Below are 16183 nucleotides of genomic sequence, written 5' to 3' on the forward strand. Positions count from 1 at the left end.
TCTCTGGACAAATTTTCAAGTCAGCAGCTAGTGGTACGTTGTGTATTAAGCGGAATCGGGTGGTAGGGATTCCCGAAATAATAGGATTGGAAAGGTCACGGATGTTGCGGCACATAGCAACGGAATAAAGCTAAGTCTGGTTACAACGGGTTTCAAGAGGACAATTCAAAAAGCAAAAAACAAGCCATACAGGGACATGGCTTGTTTTTTTTTGCTAATCATTATTACGTTTATTGATCACGATTTAAGTCAGAGAAGTCTGTTTCTTCTCCAAACTCGGTACCATAATTGACTCTTCCTGTATCGGTAACGTCATCCGTTTCGTCCATCGGTGCAAATAGCATGGTTATGCAATATAATCCACTTAGTCCAACGAGAGCATAGATGATTCTTGCTAGAGCGCCGTCTTGACCGCCAAAAATGGCAGCGACTAGATCAAATTGGAAAAATCCAATCAGCCCCCAATTTATAGCACCGATAATTACCAATGCAAGGGCAATTCGTTTTAATGTTTCCATTCTTTTCACCTCCATCTGGTTGTTTGAAAGGGTCTGTTTTGCAATGATGCGTTGATGTGCAACCAATTTAATGGTTTTTAACACGGAATGAGCTAGTCCAAAACCGATAATCGAGCAGGTATCATTGGATTTATGTGTTTATTATTACGGAGTGCAAATCCGGTAGTTGTACGCTCTGTTCCTAAAACCACTGGGATCATTCCCTATTTTGCATGAATCTAAATAAACCCTCCCATAGTTGCTATGAATCAAACTTATCTTTTGCTAAAAATGATGTATTCATGCAATAAATATACATAATTTGAGTGGTCAGAAGAGAAATAGAAATTAAACGTAATGATTTGGATGTTTACAGTTTTTAAGAGAATGAATCACAATAAAACTATACATTTGGATTTGCAATATGTCCTAATAACTGGCTATATAGGATTTGAAGTTAGGGATTTGCCCAGCTATTAAATTGACAAATTATGTGAAGATTGTATGGGGAGACAGGGATGTTGCAGGAGTGAAAGCTTGGTTAAAAGTCGTGACATGCATGTTATTGCAGAAGATGTGAAGATTAGTATTTACACTAGCTTCAGGTCGAACTCATAATACCACTTCCACCTTGAAAGATATATTATTTTCCCATCTTGCTCTGCCTTTTTCCATCGTTCCCTGCATAGCTTATCAATAATGTTTTGTTCATCCTTATCCCTTTTTCGGGTACGGATTAACTTTTATTCCGTATTATGGATTGTTCCTCTTCGGGCTTTTGTTTATCAATCCATTGGTTGAGGTCGTTGATGTGTATTTTTTTCAATTTCATCACCTCTTATAAAAGTTACCTTATAGTATAGCATGTTTTGGGTGAAAATAAGCCTTTCCCAATGGCTTGGTTATTTCAAATAGGTTTTTAAGCGTTTTTCCGCTTCTTTAATTCCATTTTCCGTTAAATAGACAGATTTGGATCGATTACTTCCTCTAATTAATTCCTCTTCCCTTAATTCATCTAAAATATCAAATGGATAGCCTTTCCAGCTTCTTCTCATTCCTCCTGGCAAATCATCTTCTTTCCAAGATGTTAAGTAGAGTAATAATATGGTAAGATCTTTAATTTTTTCTTCCTTGAAACCAAAATCCTTTCCATTTAGGTTTATATAACTAGACTATTAGCAACCACTTCATTAAGCAAGGGAATCTATCAAAAACGATCCTGTGAAATACAATTGTAATGTCCTTATAATAATCATGTCATTTTAAGGTGATATACTGTTGACGTTATCATGCTAGGTTTAATTACATAAAAAAGGAAGCGGGGGAAAAAGTTGACGAAAAAATTAACTGCAATTACCTTAGCCACTTCTCTAATCCTGGGAAGCTTTTATTTTAACAATTCTATCAGTCATGCAGAAACAAAACAGGACCTCAGAAATATTCAGGAACAGCGCAAAGATGTGAAGGAAGATCTATCAAAAGCGGATAAACAGGTTACAGACCTTATGTCCGAAATAGAAGACTTGAATAAAGAGATTGAACGTGTGAATCAGTCATTGCAAGAAAAGCAAGAAACGATTGAGGAAACAGAGCGGGATATTAAGAATTCGATAAAAGATATTAGAATTCTTCAGGATGAAATCAAAGAATTAGAAGCGGATATACAAAAACGCCAGGAAATATTAAAAGACCGTATTGCTTCCTATCAAAAGTCAGGCGGGTCCATGAGTTATTTGGAAGTTATATTCGGTGCACAGAGCTTTAGTGATTTTATCAGCCGTGTTTCCTTAGTATCAACCATTACAGAGTCTGATGCTACCTTAATAGAAAATCTGAAAACCGACATACATAAAGTAGCAGAAAAGAAAAAGCTTGCTCTTGAAAAACTCAACGAATTAAACGAAATGAAGGCTAAGCAAGAGGAAACCTTGGCACAAATTAATGGGGAAAAACGAAAGAACGAGCAGCATAGAGTATTATTAGAAAAGAAACAGCAAGCGTTAATTGCACTGATAGGGGAATTAAAAAGCGAGGATAAAAATCTTGCATCACTTGAAAAAGAGGTAAAACATAATATAGAAGCGCAAGCAGCGGAAAAAGCATTGCGAACTAAACGAGAAGCGGAAAGAAAAAGAAATGAAACGAAAGCGCGGTCCGTAAAAGAAGCAGTTGCAAAAGGAAATGAATCAGAGGAAAAAACGCAGGAAAATGATGACAAAAAGACATTTACCGTAACAGCGACTGCCTATACATTGGAAAGTGCTGGAGGATCCGGTACGACCTACACAGGAATTGACCTTAAGGAAAATCCTAATGCAAAGGTAATCGCTGTTGATCCAAGTGTTATCCCGCTCGGTTCCATTGTACACGTTGAAGGGTATGGTTATGCAATAGCAGGCGATATCGGCAGTGCTATTAATGGAAATAAAATTGATGTTTACGTCCCAACCGAACAGGCTGCAATGAAATGGGGAGTACGTACGGTTAAAGTGACGATTCAATAATAAGAATAGAACATGTACTGTGAATCTACTAAATCAGCAAAAATAGGCAATAGTCCTGCGTGAATGGCTATAGTAACAGTAAAGCTGATTTTTGTTAATCTTTCGCAAACAATAAAAATAGAAAAAATGACTGTCAAATTGTATATCAGTTTGGTGGTCATTTTTTTGATGGTAATGGGATTTTCTAATAGCAACGAAAATAGGAACGGACACAAATAGTTCTTTTAAATTTACAGTTTTTAATTTCAAATGGCTACGTTCAATTTATTGTTGGACTATTTTATTTTTATAACAAAAAAAGGATTTTGCAAAAAAATGTTTTAGTCAAAAATATATCCGGACTAATTCGGTTAGTCCGGATATATTTTCTCTAGTTCTTCCTGTTGGTCAACCGTCAATCCAAAAGTATGTAAAAATTCATCCTTCATTTCGACATAAATCTGCAAAAATCCATTCAAATATTCCGTTGTCTCCCTTATAATAGAATAAAAGATGAGAATAGGAGATTGATAGTTATGAGAAAAAATCGGCTCAAAATGTATACGTTTATTGGAATTCTCCTATTAGGGATCGGAATACCGTTTACAATTCACGAAAGCAGTGGGGAAGAAGTACATATTGTAAAATTACATCCAACAAAAGAAACTAGTGTGGAAAAGATTGATATCTCGAAAAAGTTCCAGCGCTTTACATATGATTCTGGTCTTAATTTTGAATACCCGGATGCTGTAAGGGGAATTTACGTTACTGGTCCATCAGCTGGCGGAAGCAATTTTGACCGGCTTCTTAAGTTAGTTGAAAATACCGATCTAAATGCTATGGTAATCGACATTAAAGAAGACCATGGGAACCTTACCATAAAGCCCGAAAAAGGGTCTCCATATGAGGATATTGCACTAAACTATATTAATGACCCTGGAAAAATGCTCAAGGTACTTGAAGAAAAAGGAATCTATCCAATTGCGAGAATTGTCGTATTTAAGGATTCTGTTTTAGCTAAGAAGCGCCCTGAGTTATCATTTATGGAAAATGGGAAAGTATGGACAAATGGAAAAGGGGAAGCATTTGTCAGTCCATTTCAAAAAGAAGTCTGGAAATATAATGTGGAAATTGCAAAAAAGGCAGCAGCGTTAGGCTTTCAGGAGATTCAGTTTGATTATGTCCGTTTTCCTGAAGGATTTGAACGGTATGATAAAAAACTGGAATATAGCCAAGGTGACTATGCGAACGAGGAAATAAGCAATGTCCAAAGACGTGTTAAAGCTGTAACAGACTTTGTTGCCTATGCAAAAGAGGAGCTTGAGTCTTACGATGTCGATGTAGCTGTTGATATTTTTGGCTATGCGGCAACCATTCCGGAAGCGCCGGGTATCGGGCAGAACTTTTCAAAAATATCCAGTAATGTTGATGTCATTTCTTCTATGATTTATCCAAGCCATTGGACATCTTACTTTGGAATTGACTTCCCGGATAAAGAACCATATAAATTGGTCACGGAATATGCCAAGGTGGAAAATAACGTATTGAGTAAACTCGAAAACAAGCCTACCTCAAGGCCATGGATTCAAGACTTTGAGGCACCCTGGTTATATGACGGGGAACCGACACAATATGGAAAAGAAGAGGTTGAAGCGCAAATAAAGGCGTTGAAGGAGAATGGCATAAACGAATTTTTAATTTGGAATGCCAGCAATGTATATTCGAAAAATGTTGATTATACGCCGATGGATTAAAGTTGTACGGGAAAAACCGAATGTGAAGAAACCGCATGAAATCAAATTTGATTTCATGCGGTTTTTAAAACCCTGGTCCAATGATAGCTATTGAATGAATGATTTTACAATGCAATTTTTTTACAGGTTCTAACGTATTTTTATTTTTTCCGGACAGGTATCCATACCTCACTATATGCGTAATCTCTCTTAGTTTTATTCATTTTAGTAAACGAAAAAGATGGTGCATGGATTAATTCATAATCGGAAGTAGGAAGCCATTCTGAATATGTTTTGGCCATCGTTTCTTGTAATGTTGCAGGGAATGGCCCCTCATTTGGGAATATGGCCCACGTACAGGCAGCAACGGCTACTTTGTCTAATCGATCACTGACCTGATTATCAGTCGTTAAAACGCCTATCAAATGTGTTAAGTCCCCTTCTTCTTTTAGGAAATTGGCATCTGCCTCAAAAGAAGCATTGATAATTTCAAACGGCTCTATATTTTGAAGCGAATGCATTTCTACTTTTTGCTCGTCTGTTATACTTTCCGCAAGTTTTACAATTTCGTTATTAACTCCTTCAAACTGCATTGGAACACGTTTGCTGACACCCACTAAATTAAATGCTGATTTGTCTTCAATTCTAAATTCCATACTGATTCCTCCCTTAACGGTAATGATGAATGAAAGTCTGGGAAATGATTTACTAACACCGTGTTTGATTACATCTGATGGTAAAAATCCGCTCCATTTTTTAAATGCTCTTGTAAAACCATCCATTGACTGATAACCATATTTAAAAGCGACATCGGTTACTTTTTCTCCCTGTAATAAATCCTTATTTGCTTCCGACAATTTTCTGTTTTTGATATATTCACTGAGTGTCAGTCCGGAAAGGTAAAAAAAGATCTTTCTAAAGTGGTAGTCAGATACCCCAGCATATTCGGAAATTGCTTCAAGAGATAGGTTTTCCGTTAATTGATCTTCAATATAGTCAATGACGTGATTAAGTTCGTGCAGCATATTTTTCCTCCTTTCATCTCACATTATAGCTAAGCAGATGAAACAGTACTCGACTATTTTAATACAAAAAATATCGGAAGCCAATTTGCTTCTGTTATGACGCACGTAGGTTTGGGAGAGGGTCGCTGATGAACTGGTCGAAATCGCTGATGATTTATTAAAATCCGCTGATCGATTTAATAAAAACACTTGAAAAAAAAGCGAAATCCGCTGATGAAACCTTTAAATGCGCTGATCCTGCAACAGAAATGTCCCGCTTAAACAATTCTATTCATTAAAATGTATCATCAGGTTAAACTAAACGTGGAGCTTTTTCAAAAAGGCGATTTAACAAATTGTGAATCTTTCGTTATAATAGGGAGGACTACTAAAAAAGGAGTAGATCTATGAATTGGTATGAAAAGCTAAACAAGTATTTTCCAGTGGAAGAAATGAAATCCAAAGAGCATATGGAAATGCTTCTAAAGGAAAAGGGAGACGTGTATTATAAGGATGAAGGTCCTTACCACGTTATGATGTACGCTGAATTTGACACATTTATCTTTATAGATTATGTATATGTTTCAGCAAAATCAAGAGGACAAGGTATTGGTCATAAGCTGATCGAGAAGCTTAAACAGAGGAATAAACCCATTATTTTAGAAGTGGAACCTGTTGACTATGAGGACACGGATACAGAAAAAAGACTTCATTTTTATCAAAGAGAAGGCTTTACCCACGCACAGTCCATCGGTTATAATCGCCGGTCACTTGCTACAAATGAAGAAACTCCAATGGAAATTCTATATTGGTCTCCAAACGAAGATTCCGAAGATGCCATTTATGAAAAGATGAAAAAAATGTATGAAGATATTCACACGTATAAAGATGAAGAAATTTACGGGAAATCATATCAGCCAGTTGAAGAGGTTTTAAGTTATGATGAAGGCCGTGAATCGGATAATATTTTTGAAAGCTTAAGAGAACCTGAAAAAGCTTGATGCTAAAAGCCCCTTGTGACCTTGGGCAGGGGGCAGAGCATTAAATGAACTATTTTTTTTCAAATAAAGGGTTTAATTGAAAAAATTTAGGGGTATCTTAAACATAAATATTAACATTTCGTGAACATTTGAATTTCAATTAACTTTTCATGGATACCCTCTACCTTTTGCTTGACAAATGTAGTATAATTATACATATACGGTTATTTAAACTTATTTTAAACTAATAAGTTTTTCAATGTTTATGAAATGACCCTACACTTATAGAAATGAGGAGTGAAGTTTCATGGTAACACTTTATACCTCACCAAGTTGTACATCTTGCAGAAAGGCAAAAGCATGGCTTGAAGAACAGGAGATACCGTTCACTGAACGAAATATATTTCAGGAGCCGCTGTCGTTAGATGAGATCAAAGAGATATTGCGTATGACGGAAGATGGAACTGATGAGATTATCTCGACCCGTTCTAAAGTATTTCAGAAATTAGACGTAAATATTGATCAATTGCCTTTAAAGGATTTGTTTAATTTAATTCAGCAAAATCCTGGCTTATTACGCAGACCAATTATCCTTGATGAAAAACGTCTGCAGGTTGGATATAATGAAGACGAAATTCGTCGATTCCTACCTAGAACTGTGCGTACGTTTCAATTACGCGAAGCCCAACGCATGGTAAACTAAGGTTTAAATAATGATGTAGAACTTTGATACAACAATAAAACGCAGATCCTCCATGTTAAGGTCTGCGTTTTTGCATTCATATTTTTTTATAAAAAAACCAAGATAGGTAATGACAAACGAAATAAATTGGGTTAAAATATTAAATTAATTATTATAGGCATTTAAATTTTCAAAATGCTGCATTCTGTCATACAATGGCTATATAGATATAAATGAATGGTTAGCAATGTACCATCCAGGGAATAGAACTAATAAGAAGCATCAGTAATTGCAGCATAATTGAAGGTGAAGTTGTCTCTTCCACCTAACGAATATAGAGAAGGGAGAGAAATAGGATGGATATTGAAAGAATTAATGAAAACACAATAAAATTTTATATTTCTTATATCGATATTGAAGATCGCGGTTTTGGCAGGGAAGAAATCTGGTATAACCGTGAACGAAGCGAACAATTATTCTGGCAAATGATGGAAGAAGTTAATTATAAAGAGGATTTTAGTGTCGAAGGTCCGTTATGGATTCAAGTGCAAGCATTGGAAAAAGGCTTAGAAATCCTTGTAACCAAGGCACAGGTATCCAAAAATGGCGAGAATATTGAAATCCCAACTGAGAATGGAAAAACGATCGACCTGTCAGTTGATGAAAAAATCGAAGGCATGTTAGATGATAAGTATGGTACCAGTGATGACAGTGAATATGCAGAAGCGGATGAGGAAGATGGCAATTTATCTTTAATCGTAAGCTTTAGCGATTTTGAGGATGTCATTCAATTGAGCCATTATTTTCAAAACGTCAGTGCAGGCATTGAAGAAGATAGTCTATTCCATTACAGTAATGATTATTATCTCTATATTGAATTTTCACAGGACATACTCGATGAGGATACCCAGGAAGACTTAATTAGTCAAATTCTTGAGTTCGGCAATGATACGGATATAACCATTCATTTTCTAGAGGAATATGGGAAAAAGGTGTTTGAAAATAACACATTTTCACAAGTCAAATCCATTTTCCCAGCGCAACTTTAAGGCATCCATTGGGTGTCTTTTTTTGTTTATAAAAAAATCTCCTCAAAATATGCAGGAATTTGTCAATCTGAGTCGAAAGAGTAAGTAAATGGAGGTGTTTAATATAGATGCTGCGAGCTAAAACAAACGAAGGGAAACTAGTGACGCTTGCTTCGTTAACGAAAACAGAAATTGCAAAACACAGGAAAAAACAATTTTACTGCCCATCCTGCAACGAGCAAGTGATATTGAAGGCAGGGTCGAAAATGATCCCGCATTTCGCCCACCGATCTAAACCTGGCTGCCCTTCATATGAAGGCGGGGAAGGCCACTATCATGAAAAAGGCAAACTTATTTTACTTCAATGGCTAAAACAACAACAGATTGATGCAGAATTAGAAGTCCATATGCCGGTAATTAATCAACGCCCCGATTTACTGATTAACATTGGCAAAAAAATAATTGCACTGGAATTTCAAAGCGCCAGGGTTCCGGTTGAGCAAATAAACAGCCGAAATGAGGGGTATAAACGAGCAGGAATTACCCCGATCTGGATATTGGGTGCCAATCGCTTCTCCCGCTTAACGCAACACCATCTGAAAATGAATCAATTTCTTCTCCATTTCATTCATCAGTTCTCACAAACCTTTCCACCAACACTTTATTTCTTTTGTCCCGACACGCTTCAATTTATTTTGTTTCAGGATATTCAGCTTACAAGTTTGAATCGCTCGGTCGGAAAAATTCGTATTTACCAACTGAATCAAATGAAACTCACCGATTTATTTCAGCATAATCCGCTTGGCGACAATACATTGTATCATTTATGGATAAGGGAAAAGCGGCGTTTCCGGCTGCAGCAGCGCCACCATCTTCGTGGACGGGAACTCGCCTTTCACCAATGGCTGTATTTAAAACAAACACACATTGAATTTCTTCCTTCAATAGTCCATCTTCCAGTTGCTTCACAGTATCTAATGAAAAGTGCTGCATGGGACTGGCAATGCCGCCTGTTACTTGATATTCTGGATCTGCTGCCAATAGGAGGGCAATTTTCTTACTCCGCATGCAGGCACTTGCTAAGAAATCACCTTATTTCCCCATCAAGCTTTCCACTAATTAAATCACATGCTAATCCAATCTGGGAGTACTTACACCTGTTAACAAAACTGCGTGTGGTAAAGCAGCTTTCTTCTGAGCTTTTTATGAAGGTAACGGAGATTAAATTCCATAAAAACGTTGAAGATGCATTAGAAGCAGACGAGAAGGTAATTCATGCTTTACAGACAACTCTTCCAAACAAAATTCAGGCATGATTAAGAGGATATTCGTTATACTAGTAAAATAAGTGATGCTTTGGAGGATTTTCAGGCATTTTTGGAGAAAGATATAGTGTAGAGATTAAAAGGAGGAAATTCAATTGGCTAAAGGAACGAAAGAATTACCTAAACGAAGTGAGATACCTGAGGAACTGACGTGGAGACTGGAAGATATTTTTCCAACAGATGAAGCATGGGAAGAGGAATATCAAAGCCTTAAAGCAGATATTCCTAAAGTGGAGAACTACCAAGGGAAAATAGGGGAATCTGCTGCTAATCTTTATGAATTATTTAAATTGCAGGACGAGGTTTCGGAACGGCTTGGCAAATTATTTACATATGCGCACATGCGTAACGACCAGGATACGACCAATTCCAAGTACCAGGAAATGAATTCAAAAGCCGAGAACATTTTAACATTGGCATCCAGTTCCATGAGCTATATTGTTCCAGAGATTCTGACGATTGATGAAGCTAAATTAAACGGTTTCCTTGAGGAAAAAGAGGAACTGAAATTATACGGGAAGACATTAGACGAAATTACCCGGCAGCGTGCACACATTTTAAGTGAACGGGAAGAAGCGCTGCTGGCCGAGGCATCAGAACCTTTGTCAAGTGCATCCAATACATTTGGCATGCTGAATAATGCCGACCTAACCTTCCCCGCTATTAAAAATGAAAAAGGCGAGGAAGTTGACCTGACTCATGGGCGCTATGTCGGGTTTTTGGAATCAAAAGACCGCCGTGTCCGGGAAGACGCGTTTAAAGCAATGTATGATACGTATGGCAAATTTAAGAATACGTTCGCATCAACGCTGACGGGGACGGTTAAATCAGATAATTTCAGTGCGAAGATCCGCCATTACGATTCTGCAAGACAGGCAGCACTGGACAACAATAATATTGATGAACAGGTTTACGATAATTTAGTTGAAGCAGTAAATGATAAATTACCATTGCTGCACCGATACACGGAATTGCGTAAAAAGGTTCTTGAACTAAATGAACTGCATATGTTCGACATGTATACACCACTTGTTCAAAATGTAGATATGGACATTCCTTACGATAAAGCGAAAGAATATGTTCTGGACGGCTTAGCACCGCTTGGCGAGGATTATTTGAACGTTTTAAAAGAAGGCTTTGAAAATCGCTGGATCGATGTTGAAGAAAATAAAGGCAAGCGCAGTGGAGCCTATTCATCTGGTGCATATGGAACAAACCCATACATTTTATTAAACTGGCAGGATAAGGTTAATGACTTGTTCACATTGGCGCATGAACTTGGCCATTCTGTTCACAGCTATTACACGCGAAAATCTCAGCCGTTCCGTTATGGGAATTATTCCATTTTCGTGGCAGAGGTAGCTTCAACGTGCAATGAGGCATTGTTAAATGATTATATGCTGGAACATTTAGACGATGAGAAACAAAAGCTTTATTTGCTTAATCATTACCTGGAAGGCTTCCGCGGCACAGTATTTCGTCAAACCATGTTTGCCGAATTCGAGCATGATATTCATATGCGAATACAAAACGGCGAACCATTAACCGCAGAAAAACTAACTGAAATCTATTACGATCTTAACAAAAAGTATTACGGTGAAGCAGTTGTTTCGGATGAAGAAATTGGCTTAGAATGGGCACGCATCCCACATTTCTATTACAATTATTATGTCTATCAATATGCTACAGGATTTTCAGCAGCTACTGCACTGGCTGGTAAAATTCTTTCCGGCGAAGAAGGCGCAGTTGATCGCTATCTGGATTTCCTCAAAGCCGGCAGCAGTGACTATCCGATTGAGGTATTGAAAAAAGCAGGCGTTGATATGACGTCTAAACAGCCAATTTTAGCAGCATTAGACGTATTTGAAGAGAAGCTGAACGAGCTGGAGCAGATGCTGCTGAAGTAATAAGGTAAGACATATGGAATGAAAAAGCTATCAGATCTTTTATGGTTTGATAGCTTTTTCATGGAGTTAGATGTGTAACTCTTTGCGCGTGCAATCACGTGGGGAGGTCGCTAAATAGTTGGCGGGGGCATAAACACGGGGGAGTACGCATAATCCGTGTAATTCAAAAAGGTAGCACATGCGTATACAGAATCATCTAAATTCAGGGAATTTTTGTTATAATGAATATGGAAATAGTGGAAAAGCTAGTTTGAAAGGAATTTTCTCATGGATATGTTTATTAAATTGGGCGGTTGCGGGGGAACTTTACATTCTGAGCCATTCATTCGGAGCTTCCACTAAATTTGGCGATTGCAGTATAGTTGTTTTTACTCAAAAGGGGGATTAAAAAAATGGAAAATAACAGGGCAATAAAGATGTATGATTACCACGTTTGGGCTAATCAGCAAGTATTCCATCACCTAAGGCAGCTGCCTGAAGGAATTTATAATGGTACTATTAAAAGTGTTTTCCCATCAATAAAAGAAGTTCTTGTTCATCTGTATGCAACAGATATAACTTGGCTTAAGACAATGAACGAAAGCAGTTTTGATGATACGGTTAGAGAAGTTGAACGTGGAAAGTCAGAAGCAGCGGGGGCATCAATCGATCAGCTTGAATCTTTATATGGTGCGCTTTCAAAGGAATTTTACAGTTTTTTAGATGAGAAACAGGATCTTGAAAGTGTCTTCATTACCGAGCACCCGAAATATGGCAGCTGTGAGTTTATTATTGCTGATTTGATTCACCATGTCGTGAATCACGGGACTTATCACCGTGGAAATGTTACGGCGATGCTGCGTCAACAAGGTGAAAAAGGTGTACCTACTGATTACGTTTATTTTCTCTTGAAATAAAGTTCAGACGAATTAGTTTAACATTCATAAGAAGGAGGAGTATGTAAATGCCAGATTCAGAGAAGACTGTGAGAATTTGCGATAAAGGGCACAAGTATTATAAAAGCAGTGACTGTCCAACCTGCCCAATTTGTGAGCAAGAACGTAAACCGGAAAATGGTTTTCTTTCCTTGCTTTCTGCACCTGCACGGAGGGCGTTGGAGAACAATGGCATAACTTCGTTGGAGGAGTTGGCAACATATAGCGAAAAAGAGATATTGCAATTTCACGGGATGGGACCATCTTCATTACCAAAGCTTAGGACTGCTTTAACGGAAGATGGGTTATCCTTTAGGAACTAATGGAATTATTTGATAGTACACGTTAGAATCAATAGACAGGATTGATGTAGACGAAAATATATTGTCGATGTAGAAGAGAGGGGATGGGGCGCATGGCATTTTTCTTCTTAGCTATCGTATTAATTGTATATCTGTTTGATTTTAAGAAAATACAAAAACAAAATAATATCATGATTAATCAAAATGAGCGGATTATTGCTTTGCTCGAGCAATCAGTTAACAAGCAGAATTTGTAAAACTGATATCTATTTTTGAAAAGATAGTTACCTTCCATTAGCACCTTATTCTTAGGTGTTTTTTGGTGCTTGTGCAGTTGTACATTAAAAGGAAGCAGTAATTCAATTATTAGAACGTATTAAAATACATATAGAAGCATTGAGTTTTACACAAGTGTAGAACCAGATAATGTTAATACCATAAAGTGGTATGGAAATGCAGGTTTTATAAAAACTGGCGAAATAATGTGAAATGAAGTTGTATTGAAAATTCTGCTTTAGCTTTATTCAAGGTAAAGGGCACGCTTGCAGAACTAACGATACTTTTAAAAGGGTAGTGCTTATTTAACTAATATCAATTATAATAATCACATAGGGGTGATGAAGTGGATAAGCAAATTTTTGATTTACTTACCGAAATAAATAAAGAAATGAAAAGTATGAAATCAGATATTCATTCTTTAAAATCGGAAATGCATAATCGATTTGATACTGTCGAAGCCAAACTAGAAGGTATTGGTGGACAGTTTGAATTAACTAATGAATCAAGAATTAATGAAATGGATTTTATTGTTGACAAGGTAAATAAGATGGAAAAAGAACTATATATTTTAAAAAACAGGAATAGTAACTAAGAGAGCGCTAAATACGCGCTCTTTTTTTTAAATAGAAGATGAAATTCAGTTAAATTGTAGTATTAATTACTTATGGAGAATATGATGATACAGGTTATGTTAAAACATATTCCAAAGTTGGTCAAACAAAGCCGATTACCCACTGAAAGTGATTTCTAATGTGTCATATAACGCTAATTATGCAGTCGCCGAGGAATTATGTAATTATGTCCGAAGCGGGTAATTTTGGAGAAATAACATGTGCTTAATTGAAGTATAGGTATGGGGAGAATTGGTGTATAAAGATGAAATTTAATTTTTCACTTAATGAAGAAGATATAGATACGTTTGCAAAAAATTTATACAAGCATAGTAAACATGACAAAAAGCAAAAACTCAGAGTAATATCAGTAGCAATCCCTATTCCTATCCTAATCTCTGTTAGAATCGACAAGATTTCTTCAGGAACACCAGCTGTTATTGAACTAATGAGTAAAGGTTAGTTTAAGATTGTTGTTTAACTCTTAAAAAATCAGGTCCAATGACGCCATTATCAGAGTAAGCTTGAATAAATATATTTTTGTGAAGGAGTGAAGGACAAAATGAGCTCTAGTTTAAAAGATTACTTTTGGAAGACTTGGGAGGACAATCGTCAGCTTACAATTAAGGTTGCACATCGTTTTTCGGATGAACAGTTGATCAAAGCGACACCCGTTCCCTCAATGCGCCCTTTTGCAAGAATGTTATTAGAAATAGCAGGTTTGGAACATTTTTTTATTCGCGGATTGAGAGAGGATATTTGGGAGTGGGTGCCTGATGAAGCAACTCATCCAGAAATCTCCGATGCAAAAGAACTTTTTACAATATTGGACGATACAAGAAATTACACAGCTCGAGTATGGCCAGCCATCTCCGAGGAACAGCTACGCACATTTCATACTGCACCTCCCGCATTTGCAGGTCCAGATGCACCACCAATCGATTGGCTACAATATGCCCTTGAGAATGAAATCCATCACCGTGCCCAAGGTTACACATATCTAAGATGTTTAGGAATTGAACCGCCAATGTTTTGGGATCGTAGCTAAACGACATTGACAAAACCGTATTGCACTTTTGAATATCGTATTTGATATCTTAAAGAAAAGAGGAAAATGAAATGAGAAATTTTGTTGCACATTCGGCCTTGCCAAATTAGAAGAAGCAACACCTATTTGGTTACAGATACAAGAAAAAGTTGAAAATGGTTTGGGTAAGGAAAAATATAAAGATTTGTTAGAAACGTTAAAAACCTTACAGAATTCATTGAATTATATGTGAACCAAAGGGCCTCTCCGCAATACGGTCGGGCGCATTAATGAAATAACATGGTATTTATGGGCTGCTCAGTTTTTGCTGTCAGTCTATTTTTTATTTCGTTAGGGTCTACCCTATTGGAACAAACGTAAATGAGTGGTAAAATGGGGTTTCAACATATCCCATGTGACTTGTTTCAAAATTGGGATGGAAATTATGAGAAGAATCGGTTATGTAAGGGTCAGTTCTGTTGATCAGAATCCTGCAAGTTAATACAAGCAACTCGAATAAATAGGAATGGATATCATATTTGAAGAAAAGTTATCCGGAGCTAAACAACGCCGACCAGGGCTACAAATGTTAGATGAACTACGGGCAGATGATACGATTTTTGTTACAGACCTTACCCGATTACCCGGAGCACAAGAGATTTATTTGCGTTACTAGGAGGCAAGCTCGAATGAAGATAAACATATTTGTAGTTGAAGATGATGATGCTTTGTTTGCTGCGTTGAAGAAAGGTCTAGAGGCTTGGTCGTTCCGGGTCACGAGACCAGATGATTTTGAAGGTGTGATGCGTTCATTTCTCGAACAGCAGCCTCAGCTCGTTATCATGGATGTCATGCTCCCGAAATTTGACGGTTTTCATTGGTCTCGCGAGATTCGCGCTGTATCCAAAGTACCCATTGTTTTCCTTTCCTCCCGCGATCACCCAATGGATATGGTCATGGCGCTGAACATGGGGGCGGATGACTTCATCCAGAAGCCGTTTCATACAGACGTGCTTTATGCCAAAATTCAAGCCATTCTTCGGAGGACATATGCTTATGGCGAAGAGCAACCGGATATTCTTGAATGGAACGGCGCCTTGATTGATTTGAATCGAGGTGTAATTCGAAACGCTGGGAAAGAAGTGGATTTAACAAAAAACGAATTTTTTATATTGATCACGCTCGTGAGATCGAACGATGTCATTATCTCGCGCCATGACTTGATACGAAAGCTGTGGGAGGACGAGCAGTTCGTGAACGACAATACCCTTACGGCGAATATAACCCGTTTGCGGCAGAAGCTTGCGACAATCGATTTGGCAGACGCTATTGTGACAAAAAAAGGGCTGGGTTATATGGCCATCACTTTATAGAGAGTTATGAACATGTACTGATAGGGGGAAACCGTGCC

Annotated in this window: 17 protein-coding genes and 1 pseudogene; 15 read left to right on the plus strand and 3 right to left on the minus strand. The window is 37.4% G+C overall.

The window, feature by feature from the left end; translation table 11 throughout:
- Positions 1-230 precede the first annotated feature (230 nt).
- Together IEV74_RS10570 and IEV74_RS20060 are read right to left on the minus strand one after the other, a co-directional pair.
- Entirely contained in the window at positions 231-518 is a 288-nt protein-coding gene (locus IEV74_RS10570) for a DUF378 domain-containing protein (RefSeq protein WP_188455349.1), read from the minus strand.
- Between the two features lie 881 nt (positions 519-1399).
- Positions 1400-1660 (minus strand): DUF6429 family protein, encoded by a 261-nt coding sequence (locus IEV74_RS20060; RefSeq protein WP_188455394.1) that lies wholly within the window; start codon positions 1658-1660, stop codon positions 1400-1402.
- A gap of 168 nt (positions 1661-1828) precedes the next feature.
- On the opposite strand from IEV74_RS20060, the gene IEV74_RS19925 reads away from it, so the two are divergent.
- Both IEV74_RS19925 and IEV74_RS10585 read left to right on the plus strand, forming a co-directional pair.
- Positions 1829-3001: a PcsB-like coiled-coil domain-containing protein gene (locus tag IEV74_RS19925; protein ID WP_308418991.1), complete on the plus strand. Its 1173-nt coding sequence runs from the start codon at positions 1829-1831 to the stop codon at positions 2999-3001.
- A gap of 515 nt (positions 3002-3516) precedes the next feature.
- Positions 3517-4734 carry a putative glycoside hydrolase gene (locus IEV74_RS10585; protein ID WP_188455350.1) on the plus strand — a complete coding sequence of 406 codons (1218 nt, stop codon included), beginning with the start codon at positions 3517-3519 and terminating at the stop codon, positions 4732-4734.
- Between the two features lie 140 nt (positions 4735-4874).
- On the opposite strand, the gene IEV74_RS10590 is transcribed toward IEV74_RS10585, so the two are convergent.
- Positions 4875-5738, minus strand: a complete 864-nt coding sequence (locus IEV74_RS10590) for an AraC family transcriptional regulator (RefSeq protein WP_188455351.1) — start codon at positions 5736-5738, stop codon at positions 4875-4877.
- Between the two features lie 386 nt (positions 5739-6124).
- On the opposite strand from IEV74_RS10590, the gene IEV74_RS10595 reads away from it, so the two are divergent.
- The 13 genes and pseudogenes from IEV74_RS10595 (at position 6125) to IEV74_RS10655 (ending at position 16145) form a co-directional block, all read left to right on the plus strand.
- Positions 6125-6718, plus strand: a complete 594-nt coding sequence (locus IEV74_RS10595) for a GNAT family N-acetyltransferase (protein ID WP_188455352.1) — start codon at positions 6125-6127, stop codon at positions 6716-6718.
- Between the two features lie 286 nt (positions 6719-7004).
- Positions 7005-7400 (plus strand): transcriptional regulator SpxA, encoded by a 396-nt coding sequence (gene spxA, locus IEV74_RS10600; RefSeq protein WP_188455353.1) that lies wholly within the window; start codon positions 7005-7007, stop codon positions 7398-7400.
- A 335-nt stretch (positions 7401-7735) separates the two neighbouring features.
- A complete protein-coding gene (gene mecA / locus IEV74_RS10605) occupies positions 7736-8428 on the plus strand; it encodes an adaptor protein MecA (protein WP_188455354.1) in 693 nt (230 codons plus the stop codon).
- A gap of 107 nt (positions 8429-8535) precedes the next feature.
- On the plus strand, positions 8536-9723 hold the full coding sequence (locus tag IEV74_RS10610; RefSeq protein ID WP_188455355.1) for a competence protein CoiA: 1188 nt from the start codon (positions 8536-8538) through the stop codon (positions 9721-9723).
- 104 nt (positions 9724-9827) lie between these two features.
- Complete coding sequence (gene pepF, locus IEV74_RS10615) at positions 9828-11639, plus strand: oligoendopeptidase F (protein WP_188455356.1); 1812 nt, start codon at positions 9828-9830, stop codon at positions 11637-11639.
- Between the two features lie 392 nt (positions 11640-12031).
- A complete protein-coding gene (locus IEV74_RS10620) occupies positions 12032-12535 on the plus strand; it encodes a DinB family protein (protein WP_188455357.1) in 504 nt (167 codons plus the stop codon).
- Positions 12536-12582: 47 nt separating this feature from the next.
- On the plus strand, positions 12583-12876 hold the full coding sequence (locus IEV74_RS10625) for an RNA polymerase alpha subunit C-terminal domain-containing protein (RefSeq protein ID WP_188455358.1): 294 nt from the start codon (positions 12583-12585) through the stop codon (positions 12874-12876).
- Between the two features lie 92 nt (positions 12877-12968).
- Complete coding sequence (locus IEV74_RS10630) at positions 12969-13112, plus strand: hypothetical protein (protein WP_188455359.1); 144 nt, start codon at positions 12969-12971, stop codon at positions 13110-13112.
- Between the two features lie 365 nt (positions 13113-13477).
- Positions 13478-13726 (plus strand): hypothetical protein, encoded by a 249-nt coding sequence (locus IEV74_RS10635; protein ID WP_188455360.1) that lies wholly within the window; start codon positions 13478-13480, stop codon positions 13724-13726.
- A gap of 284 nt (positions 13727-14010) precedes the next feature.
- Positions 14011-14208: a hypothetical protein gene (locus IEV74_RS10640; protein WP_188455361.1), complete on the plus strand. Its 198-nt coding sequence runs from the start codon at positions 14011-14013 to the stop codon at positions 14206-14208.
- Between the two features lie 99 nt (positions 14209-14307).
- Entirely contained in the window at positions 14308-14793 is a 486-nt protein-coding gene (locus tag IEV74_RS10645; protein ID WP_188455362.1) for a DinB family protein, read from the plus strand.
- Between the two features lie 424 nt (positions 14794-15217).
- Positions 15218-15447, plus strand: a pseudogene (locus tag IEV74_RS10650) (recombinase family protein); the annotation flags it as partial.
- Positions 15448-15461: 14 nt separating this feature from the next.
- Positions 15462-16145, plus strand: a complete 684-nt coding sequence (locus IEV74_RS10655; protein ID WP_188455363.1) for a response regulator transcription factor — start codon at positions 15462-15464, stop codon at positions 16143-16145.
- Positions 16146-16183: the final 38 nt, after the last annotated feature.

Origin of the sequence: Virgibacillus oceani, from assembly GCF_014638995.1 — a bacterium.
GTDB lineage: Bacteria > Bacillota > Bacilli > Bacillales > Amphibacillaceae > Virgibacillus_E > Virgibacillus_E oceani.